The organism is Arthrobacter sp. FW306-04-A (assembly GCF_044358315.1).
Classification (GTDB): Bacteria; Actinomycetota; Actinomycetes; order Actinomycetales; family Micrococcaceae; genus Arthrobacter.
This window is the reverse complement of sequence record NZ_CP084559.1, coordinates 2,824,461-2,841,569: the sequence shown is the minus strand read 5'-3', so window position 1 is coordinate 2,841,569 and position 17,109 is coordinate 2,824,461. Positions and strand designations below refer to the sequence as shown.

The following is a 17,109-nucleotide window of genomic DNA, read 5'->3' as shown; positions in this document are numbered from 1 at the left end:
AAAACCCAACCAACTCGCATTTGTTGTCGTTTTGACGCCCCATAGGGTCAACAAATGCGAGCCAGTTGGGAAGGAAAAGGGGTCCCGCATCCTGTGCGGAACCCCTTCGCTGAACCTGCTAGGCAGAATTCAAGCAGGCAAACTAGACGGCGGTAACGCCGGTGGCCTGCGGGCCCTTTGCGCCCTGACCGATCTCGAACTGAACGCGCTGGTTCTCATCGAGGGTGCGGAAGCCGCCGGTCTGGATCTCGGAGTAGTGGACAAAGACGTCGCCTTCTGCGTCGTCCGGGGTAATGAAGCCGAAGCCCTTTTCAGCGTTGAACCACTTGACGGTGCCCAGTGCCATTTTTGTTTCTCCTCATTGTGGAACTATTAAGTCCGGCACACCGCGTGCCGGCCTTGGTTACTCCGCGAGAAGACCTGGTTTTCCGTCCAAGCCGGGCTTGGTTGGCTTCGCAGGAGCTTCACGCTCGCAACACGTCTTGCGAGCATGAATCACACCTACACAAAGACTGCTACAACACTTTCATGGCGGCTACTGGAGGTCAACGGTCTGTTCGGGAATTCCGACAAATTTTAAGTAAAAAGAAGGTAACGGAAGAAAGCGGCTCGCGCCATTGGGCGTCTGCGAATTCGACCTAGGCCAGCCAATCCCCATTGCGCAATACGCCCGCAAGTTGCAGTTCTTTGTCCACGACCACCAAATCGGCCCGCAGGCCTCTTCGGAGGCCGCCAAGTTCATCGGAGAGTCCCAAAACTGCGGCTGGAACCGCCGTCGCCGACGAAACGGCGTCAGCGAGACCGACGCCAGCCGCAACGGTACGCCGGACGACGTCGAGCATGGTGGCAGTGCCGCCGGCGATGGAGCCCGTGGCATCCAAGGTAGCCACGCCGTCCGTCACGGTCACTGGAGAGGGGCCCAGCATGTAGTTTCCGTCGGAGAGTCCCGCTGCTGCCATCGAATCGGTCACGAGGACAACGTTCGCGGCACCTACCAGCTGAAAAACGGTTGCCACGGTGCTTGGATCGAGGTGGGTCCCGTCGGCGATCAGTTCCAGCACGGCCTTGCCTTCTTGTGCCGTCCGAAGGGAGGCAGCCACGGGGCCGGGGGAGCGGTGGTGCATGGGAGGCATGCCATTGAACAGGTGCGTGACAGTCGGCAGGGAGCTGACGCCGTCGAAACCAGCGGATTCCAGGCCCTCGCGTGCCGCGGTGAGCGAGGCAGCAGCCGTGGCGTCGTCGCAATCCGTATGACCAAGCGACGGCGTGACTCCGTGGAACGTCATCAGGTCCACAAGCGCTGCGGCTCCGGGAAGCTCGGGGGCATAAGTCATCGTGGCGAGCTTGCCGGCAGCGGCTTCAACCAGCTCGTTCATGAGATCAAGGTCAGGGTCAAGCAGATAAGCAGGATTCTGTGCGCCGCAACGGGCATGGGAGAGGAAGGGCCCCTCCAAGTGGATTCCCGCCACAAGCCCTTCGTCGGCCAAACGCACGTAGAGCTCGATGCCGCGGAGGAGGTCCTCCCGGGACGCCGTGACCATGCTGGCGAGCAAGGTTGTGGTTCCGGAGCGGTGCAGGAAATCGATGGCCTTGCGCGCCGAGGATTCGTCGGCCCCCGGGAAGTCGCCACCGTTGCCGCCGTGGCAATGCACATCCACGAAACCGGGAACGATGTAACGTTCGGAGGGGAAATCCGTCCGCGGCGTTTCCTCGAAGCCTTCAAAGGAAGCTTCGTGGAATTCGGCGGCCGGCCCGGCAAAGGCGATTCGGTCGTCCTCCACCGCCACCAGCCCGTCTTCAATCACCACACCGTCACTGACGATCGTTCCGGTAATAAGGTGGCGCACAGGCGCAGAAGAAGACGCAGGCCGGTCTGGGACAGTCATGCTTTGATTCTAGTTGCCTGTGGTTGCCTCTGACCCGGTTTAGCCCAGGATGAAGGCGGGGCCAACCAGACCATCTAGAACAGGCGCGACTCGCTGTCATCTACGCCGCGCATCGCGTCATAGTCCAGGGTAATGCAGTCGATTCCGCGGTCGTTGGCAAGGACCTTGGCCTGCGGCTTGATCTGCTGGGCGGCGAAAATGCCCCGTACCGGCGCCAGCAGTGGATCGCGGTTGAGCAGCTCGAGGTACCGCGTGAGCTGCTCGACGCCGTCGATGTCGCCGCGCCGCTTGAGTTCGACGGCGACTGTCCCGCCGTCGCTGTCCCTGGCGAGGATGTCCACCGGCCCGATGGCGGTGAAGTACTCACGGCGGATGAGCGAATAGCCGGCCCCGAGGGTTTCGATCTGCTCGGCAAGCAGTCGCTGCAGGTCGGCCTCGACGCCATCCTTGATGAGCCCGGGGTCCGTTCCGAGGTCGTGGGACGTGTCGTGGAGGTGCTGGTAGATGTTGATGATGAGCCGGTCATCGGTCTTGGCCGATTGCACTGTCCACTGCTCCACCACGCCTTCTTCGACCTCGGTCTCCTCCGGTGTCGTAACCCGGAGGGTAGCGGGCGGGCTCATCCAGTTCAGCGGCTTGTAGGAGCCGCCGTCGGAATGGACCAGCACTGAACCATCGGATTTGACGAGCAAAAGCCGGGTGGCAAGCGGGAGGTGGGCCTTGAGGCGGCCAACGTAATCAACGGAACAACGGGCTATGACGAGTCGCACCCGCTCCACTTTACTTCCTCTGCCGTTTGCATTCAGCGACTGGGGCAGAATGGAGACATGCCCCGCTCCAACCGCCCCCGACGCACCGAATCAGCCAAGGCAAGCTGGAAACGGACAGGCGAGTCGCCGGAACTGGATCTGGAACGCGCCCGTTCGGGCATCGCCCGCAGGGAAAGCGCTCCCGACGGCGACTGGATGGTCCGGACCATGACCGCACGGAATGCCGAGAAGACCTATATCTGCCCCGGTTGTTCGATGGCCATCATGCCCGGAATCGCCCACTTGGTGGTGTGGTCCGAGACGCACCTTTTCGGCGAAGCCGCAGGATTGGCGGAACGCCGGCACTGGCACAACAATTGCTGGACAGGCCGCACGTACAGGTACCGCTGAGCACTTAAGCTTGGAAGCATGAGCTTCGATCCTGGGTCCTTCGTTTTCAGCCAACCGGAGTCTGCAACGGATATCCGGGCGTCGACGGTTCTGCCGGCGCGCCGTGAGAACGTGGAGTTCCTCACTGAGGACGGGAAGCGGCTCGTGGGAGAGTTGGCGCTGCCGGAATCCGGTGAGGTCACGGCAACGCTGATTACCCTGCACCCGCTGCCCACCCACGGCGGATTCATGGATTCGCATGTCTATCGCAAGGCGTCCTATCGGCTCCCGGCTCTGGCCGGCGTCGCGGTTTTGCGCTTCAACACGCGGGGGACGCATTCGCCTCGAGGTACCAGCCAGGGGCAGTTCGACGAAGGAATTGGTGAAAGGTACGACGTCGAGGCCGCCGTTCGCTTCGCAGTGGAACGCGGGCTTCCCAACCGCTGGTTGGTGGGTTGGTCTTTTGGTACGGAGCTGGCTTTGATGTACGGGGCAGTTGAGCCTGTGGCTTCCCAGGTGCAGGGGGCTGTCCTGCTGTCGCCACCGCTGCACAGGGCAACTGATGTGCACCTGAAGGAATGGGCTGCCTCGGGGAAGCCACTGACAGTCCTGGTTCCGGAACACGACGACTATCTTCAGCCCGTTGAGGCCGCTGAGCGATTCAGCCTGGTGCCACAGGCCCGTGTCCTGGGGATCGACGGCGCCAAGCACCTGTGGGTCGGAGAGAAGTATGCGGCTCGTGTTTTGGACGAGATCGTCGACGACGTAACGGAAGCCGGCGCGGGACCCGACGGCTTGCCGCGCCAATGGACGGGTCCGGTAGCTACCGCCTGACCGGTGGCCGCCGGCTGCCCAGTTGCTGGGCCCGAGGCCATCGCAAGGCCTAGTGGCGGTCCTGCCGGATGATGAAGACTTCCTTGATCAGCAGCATGATGGCAGCCGCCGTCGGAATGGCAATCAAGGCGCCGAGGACGCCCAGCAAGCTGCCGCCTGCAATCACCGAGATCACGGCGACTGCGCCGGGAACAGCGACGGCCTTCTGCATGATGCGCGGGGAGATGAAATAGGCCTCGAATTGCAGATAGGCGAAGTAGCAGATGGCGTAGATCACGGCCGTTTGCCACCCAGCGGTCAAGGCCACCAGAATGACCACCACGGCGGCGATCATTCCTCCCACCAGGGGTATGAACGCGAGCAGGGCCACCACGAAAGCCAGAAGGACGCTGAACGGAATGCCCAGGATACTCATGACGATGAAAGCGAACAATGCGTTGAGCAAGGCCACGCAAACTTGGCCGATCACGTAGTTGCCTACCGAACGCGTGATTTCCTCTGACAGCGCCTCCACACGCGGCCTGCGCGAGCGCGGGGCAAGCCTGTAGCCCCACCTCTTCATGGCGGGCAGTGCACCGAGGAAGTAAAGGCTGAGGACCAGGACGATCAGCGTCCCGAACACGCCGTTGGCCACCGTGGAACCGAAACCGACCACGCCGCCGAAGATACCACCCATGGCGTCCGGGTTCTTGACGAATTTGTCCAGCTCCTGGCTGATCCGGTCGCGGACGCCAAACTGGCTGTCCAGGGACCGAAAGAAATCGGAATCCACGAAACCGCGGATCCAATCAGGAGCCTGCCGCACGATCTGCGAGACCTGTTCCACGATCGTGGGGATGAGAGTGCCAAAAAACGCCGCCACTCCGGCAACAACCGCTCCGACCGCGATGACGACGCCGGCAGGGCGCGGAATCCTTCGGCCCTCGAGCCAACGAACCACGGGATCCAAGCCCAGTGCAATGAACAAGGCGGTCACGATCCATAGCAACAGCTGGGCGGTATTGGTACCGATGTAATACAACAAGAGAGCGACACCGACGCCGGCCGTGCCCATGAATCCGACATAGAGCGGATGCTGCGCGGACATCCTCGGACCGGGGGAGCCGAAGCGCGGACCGCCGGATTCGTCCTGCTCGGCCTCGGCTGTTTCATCGTGCACAAGCTCGGGCGGCATCTCGAAACGCACCCGCGGCTGTGCGCCCGGAATGGGCTGGCGGAGCCGGCGAACGAAGGAAGCCATCAGCCCCTCGCCGTGATCCCTGCCGTCCTGGGCGGACCCGCTGGCCAAACCGTCCGGGCTGGTCCCGGGCTGGTGTTCGGCGGGAGTCGGATCCTTGCGCTCTTTCACGTGTTTCAGCTGCCTTTTCGTTCCGCGTTCAGGCTCCGGCGGTGCCCGATGTGATGTTGTTCGCCACACTATCAGCCGGCCTGAATTGGCGGATTCCAGGGGCCAAGCGGCGTGCCGGGGGGCTCCGGCGGAAGACTCCGAACTGACTCTTCGGTAACAAAACCGTTACCCTTGAAGTTCAACGACCGCTGATGATTGGTATTCCTGTGCGATTGAAGACTGCAGTTTCGCTGGTGCTGCTTGGCCTGCTGACACTGTTGGCCGGTGTTGGCCAGCTGACCTTTTGGGCTCCGGCCGAGACCGTGACGGCGTCCGCTCCCGGCGACGCCAAAGCCGCTCCGCTGACCGTGATCAACCAAAGCGTGCTGACCCACAAAGGTGGTCCGACAAAGATCAGCGTCAAGGGTGATGGCAATTTCGTACTGGCTGTTGGCCGCCCGGATGACGTCGATGCATGGGTAGGAAAGACCGCACACAACAGCGTCAACGGGGTTTCCGAGGACGGCAAGTCCCTCCAAGTCGCGGGCACTGACGGCGAGGCGACAGCTCCATCCCCGGCCGGATCGGACCTCTGGGTGGAAACCGAGAACGCCAACGGTCAGCTGGACTACACCTTTACTCCGCCGGCGAGTGGCAACTGGTCGCTGCTCTTGGCAACCGACGGCACCAAGCCGGCGCCGTCGTCGGTCTCCGTGACGTTCCCCAACGATGCCACCATGCCGTGGGCTGTCCCGCTCATCGTCATTGGTGCGATCCTCATTCTCGCGGGTGCGGCTCTGCCTTTCGTCAACAGGTTCATACGCGGCCGAGGCAAGGGCCCTCGCCCAAGCGATCCCGCCGACGGCGGGAAGACAAACGAGAGCACGGAAGTCGATAACGGCACTTCTGGCGAAGACACCAAGAAGATCACGGGCGGCGGATCCGCTCTACGTGTCTCGGTCGTGGCTGCCGCAGTGGCAGCTGCCCTCGTTGGTGGCACTGCGGCAGGTGCCCAGGCGAGCGATACTCCTTCTCCCTCAGGATCACCGAGCGCGAGCCCGTCAGAGACCTCCGGGGCCCCGTCTGCCCCCGTCTTGGTGGATGCGCAACTTAAGCGCATCCTGGAACAGGTCGCCAGCGCAGTGGCCGCCGGCGATGCCGCGCGTGATGCCGCCAAACTCGCTCCCCGGGTTGACGGCGCGGAGCTTCAGGTGCGGACCCAGAACTACAAGATCCGGTCCCAGGTTGCAACGCACGAGGCACGGATGCCCGTCCGGTCCAGCAAGTTGCTGGGTAGCGTCGTTACCACTCAGCGGACCTGGCCGCGCACGGTGATCGCCGTGACACAGGGCGACGGCAATGTGGTTCCCCAGGTCCTGACACTTGTGCAGGCTTCGCCGCGCGAGAACTACAAGCTCAAGAGCGCTTCTCCGCTCCAGCCCGGGACGTCCTTCCCGGCGATCCCCTTGGGCGGAACCCAGCAGGTAGCGGCCGCGGACAAGTCCGGGCTGCAGTACAGCGGGACCGAGGCGCTGGCCGCCCTGGGTGATCGCCTGACCAAGGCCGACTCCGCTTTCAAGGACAAGCTGGTGGAGGGAACCAACTCGCCCTACATTGCCGATGTCCTGGACTACCAGGCCAGCACCGTGAAGGCCGGTGCCAATGGAAACTTCACTTTCACCCATACCCCCACTCCGGCGGACACGGCAGTGTTCAGGACGTCCGACGGTGGCGCTGTCGTTGTGGGAAAGCTGGACTTTGACTTCACCAGCAAGCCCAAGGCCGATGGCGACACGCTGACTGTGGACAAGGCTGCGGCTGTGCTTGCCGGCGGGGATTCCACGAAGGTGGGCCTCGTGCAGACCTTCGCGGAGTCAGTCGCCGTGTACATTCCGCCGGCTGGTTCGACTGCTCCGATGAAGCTCGTTGCCGCGGTCCGCGGTCTGGTGGGAGCCAACTTCAAGTAGGCAAATGCATCTGGCGCAGCGGCTAGAGTGGACGGTATGAGTTCGCCAGGATCCCGTCCCGTCTCTCCAGCCGCTGCCAGCCAGCTCAACCTTCGCGGCGCCGTCGACCTCTCTGCATTGCGGCGCCCTGCGCCGCCGGCATCGAGCGGCGTCCCGGCCGCCGCAGGGGGAAGCAATGGAAGCAGCCAGCCTCTGCGAGTAGATGCCACCGAGGCTAATTTCCAAGACCTCGTGCAGCTGTCCTCGCAGATTCCCGTCCTTTTCCTCTTGTGGTCCAACCGCTCCTTGGAATCTTCGAACCTGTTGCAGAGCCTCGAAACCGTTGTCGAAGGTTTCGCCGGCAAAGTCGTCCTGGCCGCGGCAGACGTTGACGCGTTCCCTCAGCTTGCGCAAGCATTCCAGATCCAGGCCGTCCCCACCGCTGTCGCAGTTTTGAAAGGCCAGCCTGTGCCGCTCTTCGAGGGGCCCGCCTCGGACCAGGAAATCCGCAGCCTTATCGATGAACTCCTCAAAGTGGCCGAAGCCAACGGGGTGACGGGCAACATCGGCGTAGGCGCTACGGGTGCTGAGCCCCCGCCTTTGCCGCCCCTGCACCAAGCAGCCTTCGATGCCATTGAGGCCGGGGACTACGCCGCTGCCGCGATCGCTTACCGCCAGGCGCTTGCCGAGAAGCCCGCTGACTCGGAGGCGAAAGCCGGACTCGCGCAGGTGGAACTGATGGGCCGGCTCGAGTCCTTGACCGCGACCGAAGCCGAAGCGCTTCGCCACCAGGCCGCCGAGGAACCGGACAACGTCGAAATGCAGCTCAGTGTGGCGGATCTGGACATCTCCGGTGGCCACATCGAGGACGCGTTTAACCGCATCATTGCCTTCATCGGCCGCAATTTCGGGCCCGGGCGCGAAACGGCGCGTGTACGCCTGCTCGAACTGTTCGACGTCGTCGGCATTTCGGACGAACGTGTGGCCAAGGCCCGGCAAGGTCTCGCTCGGGTCCTCTTCTGATGACGCAGCCGGCGTTGTTCAGCCAGCTTCAGTTACGCTCCTTGACCTTGCCTCATCGAGGCTGGGTGTCACCGATGTGCCAGTACAGTTGCTCGCCCGACGGCGATGGCGGGGTGCCCAACGATTGGCACCTGGTGCACCTCGGAGCGTTTGCCACGGGCGGCGCGGCCCTGATCCTCACTGAGGCGGCAGCCGTGAGCCCCGAGGGGCGGATCAGCCCGAGGGACGCCGGGCTGTATACGGATGAGCAGGCGGCCGCTTGGGAGCGGATCGTGGACTTCGTCCACCGGAACAGCGCCATAGGTGGCAAGATCGGCGTCCAACTTGCACACGCCGGACGCAAGGCTTCGACTTATTGGCCCTTTGCCGAACAGGACGGATCCGTTGCGGAGGCCGACGGCGGCTGGGTGCCCCGGGGCCCCGGGCTCGAAGCCTTTGCCGGGCTTGCCGACCCTATCGCCATGAGCGAGGCGGACATCCAGGCCGTGATTTCCGATTTCGCGGCGGCGGCCGTGCGGGCCGTGGACGCGGGTTTCGACACCGTCGAGATCCACGGTGCCCATGGCTACCTCCTGCATGAGTTCCAAAGCCCGCTGATCAATAAGCGCGATGATTCCTGGGGAGGCAGTGAGGGCGGCCGTCACCGCCTGACGCTTGCGGTCATCGATGCCGTTCGTGCCGTCATCCCTGACTCGATGCCATTGTTGCTGCGGATTTCGGCCACTGACTGGGCCGAGGGTGGCGTGGACATTGACACCTCGGTGCGTCTGGCCCGGGCGGCGTCCGAGCGGGGTGTGGACTTGGTGGATGTCTCAAGCGGCGGCGCTGTGGCCCATCAGCGGATCAAAGCCGGCCCTGGCTATCAGACGGGATTCTCTGAGCAGATCCGGCGCGAGGCAGGCGTCCCCACCGGGGCTGTCGGATTCCTGACGTCCTCCGGGCAAGCCGAACATACCGTGGCCACCGGCCAAGCCGACGGCGTGTTCATGGCCCGCGCGGCACTCCGAGATCCGCACTGGTGGCTTCGTGCAGCTTTTGAACTCGGGTTCCCCTTGGAGTGGGCGCCGCAGTATCAGCGCGCGGTTCCGCGGCACAGCTTCTGACGCCAAGCGTTTGGGGATCTAATCCTTTGCGCATCTAGTCATTTGGGATGAGGCAGGTCCGGAATGCAGGTCCGGAGTTCCCCCTTAGGGACGAACCCCGGAAGCCTTGCCGGGACTAGGCTGGCTGCATGAGTGTCCAGCTTCCCGAATCCGCTCCCACCTTCCAGGTGCCCGCCTTGGCGCTTCGCGGACTGGCCAAACGCTTCGGCGGCAAGATCGCCGTCGACGGCATCAGCCTGGATGTGCCCGCCGGTTCCTTCTATGGAGTGGTTGGTCCCAACGGGGCGGGCAAGACGACCACGTTGTCCATGGCAACGGGGCTCCTGCGGCCGGATTTCGGAACTGCCTTCATTCATGGCGTGGACGTATGGGCGAAGCCTCTGGAAGCCAAGAAACTGATGGGGATATTGCCGGACGGCGTGAGGCTCTTCGACAGATTGACCGGCGAACAGCTGGTCACGTATGCGGGCCTGCTGCGCGGCATGGACAGGGAAGTCGTTGCCCAGAGAGTTGGCGAACTGCTCGACGCATTGGATCTCAGCGGCGACGCGGGCACCCTCGTGGTGGACTATTCCGCCGGCATGACAAAGAAGATCGCACTGGCCTCGGCGCTCATCCATGCGCCAAGGCTGTTGGTGCTGGACGAGCCCTTTGAATCGGTGGATCCGATATCAGCATCCAAAATCAGGGGGATTCTGGACAATTATGTGTCCTCGGGAGGGACCGTGATCGTCTCAAGCCACGTCATGGACCTGGTGCAGCGCATGTGCGACCACGTGGCCGTGGTAGCGGCGGGCAGGGTGCTAGCCGCCGGAACCGTGGATGAGGTCCGCGGCGCCGCCACGCTCGAGGACCGCTTTGTGCAGTTGGTGGGCGGCGGAAACCGGACGGAAGGCCTGGAATGGTTGCGCACCTTCTGAGCCTGAAATGGCGGCTCCTGCTGAACGGCTTCCGGCGCAGTCCGGGCCAGATCGTGGGGATCGCGATCGGCGGGCTCTATGCATTGGGAGTCGTGGCGACCCTGATTGCGCTCCTTGTTGCCTTGCGGTGGGCCGATACTGAGACCGCAGATACCGCCGTCGTCCTCGGCGGGGCTGCTGCGATCCTGGCTTGGGCTGTGGTGCCGCTGATGGCCTCGGCCGCGGATATGACGCTTGACCCTTCCCGCTTCACGACGTCGGCGATCCCCATGCGCCAGCTGCTGACCGGACTTGCCCTCGCCGGATTCATCGGATTGCCGGGCTTGTCCACCCTGTTGGTGGCTTTGTTCACCGCAGCAACATGGTGGCGAAGTGTGCCGGCTGTGGCCGGTGCTCTGGTGGGTGCCGTTCTGGGCGTCCTCAGCTGTGTGGTGCTGTCGAAAGTGGTAACGACGGCGACAGCCAGCCTCGCTGCCTCCCGTCGCTTCAAGGATGCGAGCAGCATTGTGGTCTTTGTGCCGCTTGTCTTGATGGGACCGATCGTGGCCGGCGTCGTTGGGGGAGTGTCCAGTTCCACCGACTATCTCCCCGAACTCGCCCGGACGGTCTCCTGGACTCCGCTCGGCGCCCCCTGGGCCCTAGGTGGGGACCTGGCATCGGGAGATGTCGCGGGCGCCGGCATTAAGACGCTCATCTCGTTGGCCACTCTCCTCGCGTTGTTTGCATGTTGGAATGCACTGCTCAAGCGGGCGCTGGTCACTCCGAGATACTCCGGCGGATCAGGAAAACGCGGCGGAAAACTTGGCTTGTTCGGACTTCTGCCGGCAACTCCTGCCGGCGCTGTGGCGGCACGCGCCCTCACCTACTGGCTCCGTGATCCGCGCTATGCGGCCGCACTGACTGTGGTCCCGTTGATGCCCGTGATCTTCCTGTTCCAGTCCGGGCAGTCCGGAGGCTACTCCATGCTGGTGGTCCTCGGGCCCCTGACTGCTTTTGTCCTCTCCTGGTCCATCGCCGCCGATGTTTCATACGACAACACCGCGTTTGCCTTGCATCTGGCCGCCGGGGTCCGCGGCATCGATGACCGGCTTGGCCGGGCCCTGGCTTGCCTGGCTTTCGCGCTCCCCGTAGTGCTGATCTTCGCCGTCGGACCATTTTTCCTGACGGGAGATTGGGACTGGCTGCCCGGTATCCTCGGACTTTCCTTGGGCGTATTGTTTACGGGTCTGGGGTTGTCCTCCATCGTGTCGGCGCGGTACACGTCAAGCGTGCCGTTGCCCGGTGACAGCCCGTTCAAGAAGCCGCCAGGCAACGTTGCCCAGACACTGGCCGTCCAGTTCGGAGGAATGGCGGTCCTGCTTGTCCTGCTCCTTCCCGAACTTGTGCTCGTGATTGTCGAGTCCGTCACGGGCGATCCGTTGTGGGGGTGGATCAATCTGGCAATGGGCGCACTTCTTGGAGTAGTTCTCTTCCTGGCGGGTGTCCGGATCGGCGGCCGCTGGCTTGACCGACGCGGGCCGGAGCTCTTCGCCCAACTCAGCGTCCACCGTTGATTCCATGAGCAACAATGACAAGATATGGGACATGGGATAACCTGAAAGTCGAACCAGTCGAACCGGGAAAATCAGCTAGAGAGGTCGTGGACCATGGAAGTTGTCATCCTTCCGGGAAGCAAGCAGATCGGGGCACTTGCCGCTGATGCCATCGAGTCGCTGCTTCGTCGAAAGCCGAACGCTGTCCTGGGCCTCGCCACGGGCTCGTCTCCGCTCCCTGTCTACGACGAGCTTGCGCGCCGCCACCAGGAAAGGGGCCTCGACTTCAGCCAGGCCCACGCTTTCGCCCTGGACGAATACGTAGGGCTCGAGCCTGGACATCCGGAATCGTACCGTGAGGTCATCCGGCGCGAATTCACGGACAGGGTCAACATCGACCCCGCGAACGTCCATAGCCCCGACGGCACCGCAGCCGACCTTCCTGCCGCGTGCCAGGCGTATGAGGACTCCATGCGGGCGCTCGGCGGCGTTGACCTGCAAATTCTTGGTGTGGGGACCGACGGCCACATCGGATTCAATGAGCCGGGATCGTCGCTCGCCTCACGGACCCGGATCAAGACGCTGATCGAGCAGACCCGCAAGGACAACGCCCGCTTCTTCAAGAGCATCGACGACGTCCCGCACCACGTGGTCACGCAAGGGCTCGGAACCATCATGGATGCGCGGCATGTTGTCCTGATTGCCACCGGCGCGCAAAAAGCCCAGACCGTCCGGGACTTCGTGGAGGGGCCCGTCGCAGCCATCTGCGCTGCATCGGTGCTGCAGATGCACCAGCACGCCACCATCCTGATTGATGAAGCTGCCGCTTCCTCGCTCAAGCTTGCCGACTACTACCGCCACACGTACGACAACAAGCCGACTTGGCAGAGCATCTGATCGCGTAGCTGCAGCGGCTAAGATGGATGGCATGACGACGCTGCCTCCGGACCCATTCGAAAACGATCCCATGCGCGAGCTTTCCGGAGCCGGAACTTCCACTGCAACCATTGAGCGCGAGGAAGTGCGCCAGGAAGTGGAACCCGGTGACCGGGAGCGCTTCTCCCACTATGTCCGCAAGGAAAAGATCATGGAGTCCGCCTTGACAGGCGCACCCGTGATTGCGCTGTGCGGCAAAGTGTGGACTCCTGGCCGGGATCCGCAGAAGTTCCCGGTCTGCCCCGAGTGCAAAGAAATCTATGACGGACTTCGCCCCGGTAACGACGGCGGAGACAAGGGCAGCGGCTCGGGCGACTCCAAGTAGTAGGCAAGTCCCAGCAGTGAGCAATCCGTAGTAGTTGGATATTCCCTAGTAGCAGGAGGGAGTGTTTTCTCCTGCCTGTTTACTGCCATGCGTGATCCGGCGCATCCGGAAAAGATGGGTGTTTTTGTGGTTATTTGGGTTTCGCTGGCTACAGCGGCCTTGCTTGGAATCGTCGCTGCCTCGTGCAGCGGCCTGCATGGAGCTGCGCCTGGTGGCGTGGCCCGCGGCTTGATTGCCGCGAGTCAGGCAGACACCAGGCGGGTGGAATCCGCGTGACTGAAACACTCTTCGGCGGCCCTGCCCTGCCACCGGCTTATCCGGAACGCGCAGCCTGGGGAACCGCCCCGAAACTGCGTGCCTGGCAGCAGGAAGCACTGGATCTGTATCTGGCCGCCAATCCCCGTGATTTCCTCGCAGTGGCCACGCCGGGCGCTGGTAAGACCACCTTCGCCCTTCGGATCGCTTCGACGCTCATTGACAACGGAACCGTCAACCGCGTGACGATCGTTGCTCCCACGGACCACCTGAAGCGCCAGTGGGCGGATGCCGCTGCCAAGGTGGGCATTGCCATCGACCCGAACTTCAAGAATTCCGACGGCCAGCACGGCAGGGGCTTTGTCGGCGTCGCGGTGACATATGCACAGGTGGCAAGCAAGCCGATGCTCCACCGCGCCAAGACCGAGGCCGCCCGCACGCTGGTCATCCTGGACGAAATCCACCACGGGGGAGAGGCACTGTCCTGGGGCGACGGATTGCGGGAGGCCTTCGATCCCGCTGCGCGGCGCCTGGCCCTCACAGGTACGCCGTTCCGCTCAGATACTTCGCCCATTCCTTTCGTCGAATATGCCGAAGACCGCGACGGCATCCGCCGATCGAAGGCGGACTACACCTACGGCTACGGCAACGCCTTGAGGGACCATGTTGTCCGCCCCGTGTTGTTCATGGCGTATTCGGGCCAGATGCGATGGCGTACCAGCGCCGGCGACGAAATGGCGGCTTCCCTCGGTGAGGCCGCCGTGACCAAGGACATCACCTCCCAGGCTTGGCGGACCGCGCTGAACGCCACCGGCGAATGGATCCCTGCGGTTCTTGCCGCCGCGGACAAGCGCCTCAGCGAGGTGCGCCGTACCGTGCCCGACGCCGGAGGCCTCGTCATTGCGACGGACCACGACGACGCCCGTGCGTACGCCGGCCAGCTCAAGAAGATCACTGGCCAGTCGCCCACGGTGATTCTGTCCGATGATTCCAAGGCTTCGCACAAGATCGAGGAGTTCACCGCGAGCGACAAGCGCTGGATGGTGGCTGTCCGCATGGTGTCAGAAGGCGTTGACGTCCCCCGGCTTTCGGTCGGCGTCTACGCGACGTCCACGTCCACGCCGCTGTTTTTCGCCCAGGCCGTGGGCCGCTTCGTCCGTGCCCGCAGGCGCGGCGAGACGGCGTCGGTGTTCCTGCCCTCCGTGCCGCCCCTCATGGCCCTCGCCAACTCCATGGAGGCCGAGCGGGACCATGCCCTGGACCGGCCCGAGAAGGAAGATCCGGATGGTCTCTTCAACCCCGAAGAGAACCTGATGGCCGAGGCCAACCGCGAGGAGAAGGCGTCGGACTCCCTGGAAAAGGGTAAGTTCGAAGCACTCGATTCCCAGGCGTCCTTTGACCGCGTGCTCTTCGATGGCGGCGAATTCGGTACGGGAGCAGATATCGGTTCCGAGGACGAACTTGATTTCCTCGGGATTCCGGGGCTGCTCGATGCCGAGCAGGTGGGAACTTTGCTCAGGCAACGGCAACATGATCAGCAGTCGCGGAAGAAGCGTCAGTCGCCGTTGGCGGCCGCAGCGTCACCCGTGGTTCCAGACCATCGGATGCTTATGGATCTGCGCAACGAGCTTGCCAAGAACGTGGCGGCCTGGTCTGCCCGGACAGGTACTCCGCACGGCGTCGTTCATAACAAATTGCGCGAAGTGTGCGGCGGGCCGGCCGTCGCCCAAGCGAACGAAGACCAATTGCAGTCGCGGCTGCGCAAGCTTCAGGATTGGTTCATCGGGCGGAAGTAGAACCGCTTGACTGCTTGGCCGGGATTCCCGGCCTCAGCTCTGTCCCAGTTCGACGCCGTTTTCCTCGAGTTCCGCGTAGGTCTCGCCAAGATCTTCCGCGATTCCGGCGGTGAGTTCGCCGATCACTGTCACGGAGTAGCCGGCCTGGACGGCGTCCAAAGCGGTGGCCTTGACGCAATAGTCGGTGGCTATTCCCACCACCACCACTTCTTCCACTCCGTGGCTTTGCAGCCAGTCGTCGAGGCCCAGTGCGTCTTCGTCCAGCTCGGCGGAAGGGACGGCGCCGGGTGCGAGCTCGCCCGTGGGCACTTCGTCTTCGGGTGCCAGGACTCCTTCGAACCCTGAGTAGGCCGCGGTGTACTGTCCCTTGCGGAAGCAGGCCTGGATGTACTCGGCATCCAGGTCCGGGTGGAGTTCGGCGCCTTTGCTCCCGGCGCGGCAATGCGGTGGCCAACTGTCCACCAGGTCCGGCGTGTCGGAAAAATGGCTGCCCGGGTCCACATGCCAGTCCTGTGTGGCCACGATGTGGTCGAAATGCTGGTGATTGGCGTCGAGGTATTCGCTGATGGCGGCGGCGGTAGCAGCGCCACCTTCCACGGCAAGGGATCCGCCCTCGCAGAAGTCGTTCTGGACGTCGACGATGATCAGGGCCCGGGACATTCAGTCCTCCTCGTAGATGGTGGGGATTGCCGGCTCGCCGCGTTGCAGCCTCCGAACCACGGGAGGGAGCTCAGCCATGGTGGCTGAATGGCGATCCTGTGCCCGGACCACGCCTTCGTGTCCTGTCCACCCAGGGAGCAGTTCACCATTCTTGATGAACTGCTGGAGCAGGGGGCGGTCGTTGCCGTCGTCTTCCGGCCGGTGTCCGATGCCTACGATCTCGTGCGTTGCGATGCCGCGTTCGTCAAGTTTGCGGAGGGCGTATTTGCGCCCGCCCACGCTGGCCTTGTTCTTGGCAACCTTGGCGACAGAGACGAATTCCCCGGCATCGTTGGTCCGGCTGACCAGCTTGTAGACCATGCTGGCCGTCGGCGCTCCCGATCCAGTGACCAGGGAGGTGCCCACGCCGTACACATCCACCGGGGCCGATTGGAGGGCGGCGATCGCGTATTCATCGAGGTCCGAGGTGACGACGATCCTGGTGTTGACGTTGCCGAGACTGTCCAGAAGCTCCCGAACCCATTGTGCCTGGGCAACCAGGTCTCCGGAATCCAGGCGGACCGCCCCGAGCTTGTCACCTGCGAGTTCGACGGCTGTGCGAACCCCGGTCCCGACGTCGTAGGTGTCAACTAGAAGCGTTGTTCCCGGTCCAAAGGCGGAGATCTGCGCTTCGAAGGCCTCGCGCTCGGTATCGTGCAGGAGCGTGAACGAGTGGGCCGCCGTGCCTACGGTCTTGATGCCGTAACGCCGGCCGGCCTCAAGGTTGGAGGTGCTGCCAAAACCGGCGATGACCGCGGCCCGTGCAGCCGCCGTCGCGGATTCCTCCTGGGTGCGCCGGGAGCCCATCTCGATGCAGGGCCGGTTCCCGGCGGCACTAGTCATGCGGGAGGCGGCCGAAGCTATGGCGGTGTCGTGGTTGAGCACGGACAGGATGTAGGTTTCCAGGATGCACGCTTCCGCGAACGTGGATTCGACGATCAGGATGGGGGAGCCGGGGAAGTACGCTTCACCCTCGGGATAGCCCCAGATGTCGCCTGAGAACCTGTAGTCAGCCAGGAAGTCGAGGGTTTGCCTGTCCACCACTTTGTGCTGGTCCAGGAAGGCGAGCTCGGCGTTGCCGAAACGGAAGTCCTTGATTCCCTCGAGCAGCCGGCCGGTGCCGGCGACGATGCCGTAGCGGCGGCCATCGGGCAGGCGGCGGGCGAAGGCCTCGAAGACCGAGCGCCGGTGCGCGGCCCCGGAATGCAGGGCAGCTTCCAGCATTGTTAGCTCATAGTGATCGGTGTACAACGACGTGCGGGGATGGTCCCAGGCGACGGATCTGCTCACGAATTCACTCTAGTCCCCACCGGCTCCCAGGTCTCGCTTCGCTCGACCCGGGCCCCTCGCCGGCGTGGGCCCACCCACCGGCTCCCAGGTCTCGCTTC

16 protein-coding genes are annotated in these 17,109 nt (G+C 63.6%); 10 read left to right on the top strand and 6 right to left on the bottom strand.

Annotation, left to right across the window (positions count from 1 at the left end; all coding sequences use genetic code 11):
• Positions 1 to 142: 142 nt before the first annotated feature.
• The 3 genes from LFT43_RS13075 to nucS all read right to left on the bottom strand — a co-directional run bounded on the left by LFT43_RS13075 (position 143) and on the right by nucS (position 2,656).
• Positions 143 to 346 (bottom strand): cold-shock protein, encoded by a 204-nt coding sequence (locus LFT43_RS13075; RefSeq protein ID WP_028264741.1) that lies wholly within the window; start codon positions 344 to 346, stop codon positions 143 to 145.
• A gap of 292 nt (positions 347 to 638) precedes the next feature.
• The gene (nagA, locus tag LFT43_RS13070) at positions 639 to 1,886 is read right to left on the bottom strand and encodes an N-acetylglucosamine-6-phosphate deacetylase (protein ID WP_395797394.1); all 1,248 of its coding nucleotides are present in this window, start codon (positions 1,884 to 1,886) and stop codon (positions 639 to 641) included.
• A gap of 74 nt (positions 1,887 to 1,960) precedes the next feature.
• Positions 1,961 to 2,656, bottom strand: a complete 696-nt coding sequence (nucS, locus tag LFT43_RS13065; RefSeq protein WP_395797391.1) for an endonuclease NucS — start codon at positions 2,654 to 2,656, stop codon at positions 1,961 to 1,963.
• A gap of 57 nt (positions 2,657 to 2,713) precedes the next feature.
• Here nucS and LFT43_RS13060 point away from each other — a divergent pair, with 57 nt between their 5' ends.
• Together LFT43_RS13060 and LFT43_RS13055 are read left to right on the top strand one after the other, a co-directional pair.
• Positions 2,714 to 3,046 (top strand): ATP/GTP-binding protein, encoded by a 333-nt coding sequence (locus LFT43_RS13060; RefSeq protein ID WP_265977234.1) that lies wholly within the window; start codon positions 2,714 to 2,716, stop codon positions 3,044 to 3,046.
• An 18-nt stretch (positions 3,047 to 3,064) separates the two neighbouring features.
• Positions 3,065 to 3,859, top strand: coding sequence for an alpha/beta hydrolase (locus tag LFT43_RS13055; RefSeq protein ID WP_395797389.1), 795 nt, complete (start codon positions 3,065 to 3,067; stop codon positions 3,857 to 3,859).
• Positions 3,860 to 3,908: 49 nt separating this feature from the next.
• On the opposite strand, the gene LFT43_RS13050 is transcribed toward LFT43_RS13055, so the two are convergent.
• Entirely contained in the window at positions 3,909 to 5,099 is a 1,191-nt protein-coding gene (locus LFT43_RS13050) for an AI-2E family transporter (RefSeq protein ID WP_395803073.1), read from the bottom strand.
• Between the two features lie 299 nt (positions 5,100 to 5,398).
• Here LFT43_RS13050 and LFT43_RS13045 point away from each other — a divergent pair, with 299 nt between their 5' ends.
• The 8 genes from LFT43_RS13045 (at position 5,399) to LFT43_RS13010 (ending at position 15,022) form a co-directional block, all read left to right on the top strand.
• Complete coding sequence (locus tag LFT43_RS13045; RefSeq protein ID WP_395797387.1) at positions 5,399 to 7,153, top strand: hypothetical protein; 1,755 nt, start codon at positions 5,399 to 5,401, stop codon at positions 7,151 to 7,153.
• Positions 7,154 to 7,189: 36 nt separating this feature from the next.
• Positions 7,190 to 8,155: a co-chaperone YbbN gene (locus LFT43_RS13040; protein WP_395797385.1), complete on the top strand. Its 966-nt coding sequence runs from the start codon at positions 7,190 to 7,192 to the stop codon at positions 8,153 to 8,155.
• Complete coding sequence (locus tag LFT43_RS13035; protein WP_395797383.1) at positions 8,155 to 9,258, top strand: NADH:flavin oxidoreductase/NADH oxidase; 1,104 nt, start codon at positions 8,155 to 8,157, stop codon at positions 9,256 to 9,258. The genes LFT43_RS13040 and LFT43_RS13035 overlap by 1 nt, the downstream gene beginning before the upstream one ends.
• A 128-nt stretch (positions 9,259 to 9,386) precedes the next feature.
• Entirely contained in the window at positions 9,387 to 10,178 is a 792-nt protein-coding gene (locus tag LFT43_RS13030) for an ABC transporter ATP-binding protein (protein ID WP_395797381.1), read from the top strand.
• Entirely contained in the window at positions 10,160 to 11,731 is a 1,572-nt protein-coding gene (locus LFT43_RS13025) for a transporter (protein ID WP_395797379.1), read from the top strand. The genes LFT43_RS13030 and LFT43_RS13025 overlap by 19 nt, the downstream gene beginning before the upstream one ends.
• Positions 11,732 to 11,824: 93 nt before the next feature.
• Entirely contained in the window at positions 11,825 to 12,607 is a 783-nt protein-coding gene (gene nagB / locus LFT43_RS13020) for a glucosamine-6-phosphate deaminase (protein ID WP_395797377.1), read from the top strand.
• Between the two features lie 22 nt (positions 12,608 to 12,629).
• Positions 12,630 to 12,971 carry a DUF3039 domain-containing protein gene (locus LFT43_RS13015; protein WP_265977242.1) on the top strand — a complete coding sequence of 114 codons (342 nt, stop codon included), beginning with the start codon at positions 12,630 to 12,632 and terminating at the stop codon, positions 12,969 to 12,971.
• 272 nt (positions 12,972 to 13,243) lie between these two features.
• Positions 13,244 to 15,022: a DEAD/DEAH box helicase gene (locus LFT43_RS13010; protein WP_395797374.1), complete on the top strand. Its 1,779-nt coding sequence runs from the start codon at positions 13,244 to 13,246 to the stop codon at positions 15,020 to 15,022.
• A gap of 33 nt (positions 15,023 to 15,055) precedes the next feature.
• Here the strand turns inward: LFT43_RS13010 and LFT43_RS13005 are convergent, their stop codons facing one another.
• On the bottom strand, positions 15,056 to 15,682 hold the full coding sequence (locus LFT43_RS13005; RefSeq protein ID WP_395797372.1) for an isochorismatase family protein: 627 nt from the start codon (positions 15,680 to 15,682) through the stop codon (positions 15,056 to 15,058).
• Positions 15,683 to 17,011 carry a nicotinate phosphoribosyltransferase gene (locus tag LFT43_RS13000; protein ID WP_395797370.1) on the bottom strand — a complete coding sequence of 443 codons (1,329 nt, stop codon included), beginning with the start codon at positions 17,009 to 17,011 and terminating at the stop codon, positions 15,683 to 15,685.
• Positions 17,012 to 17,109 lie beyond the last annotated feature (98 nt).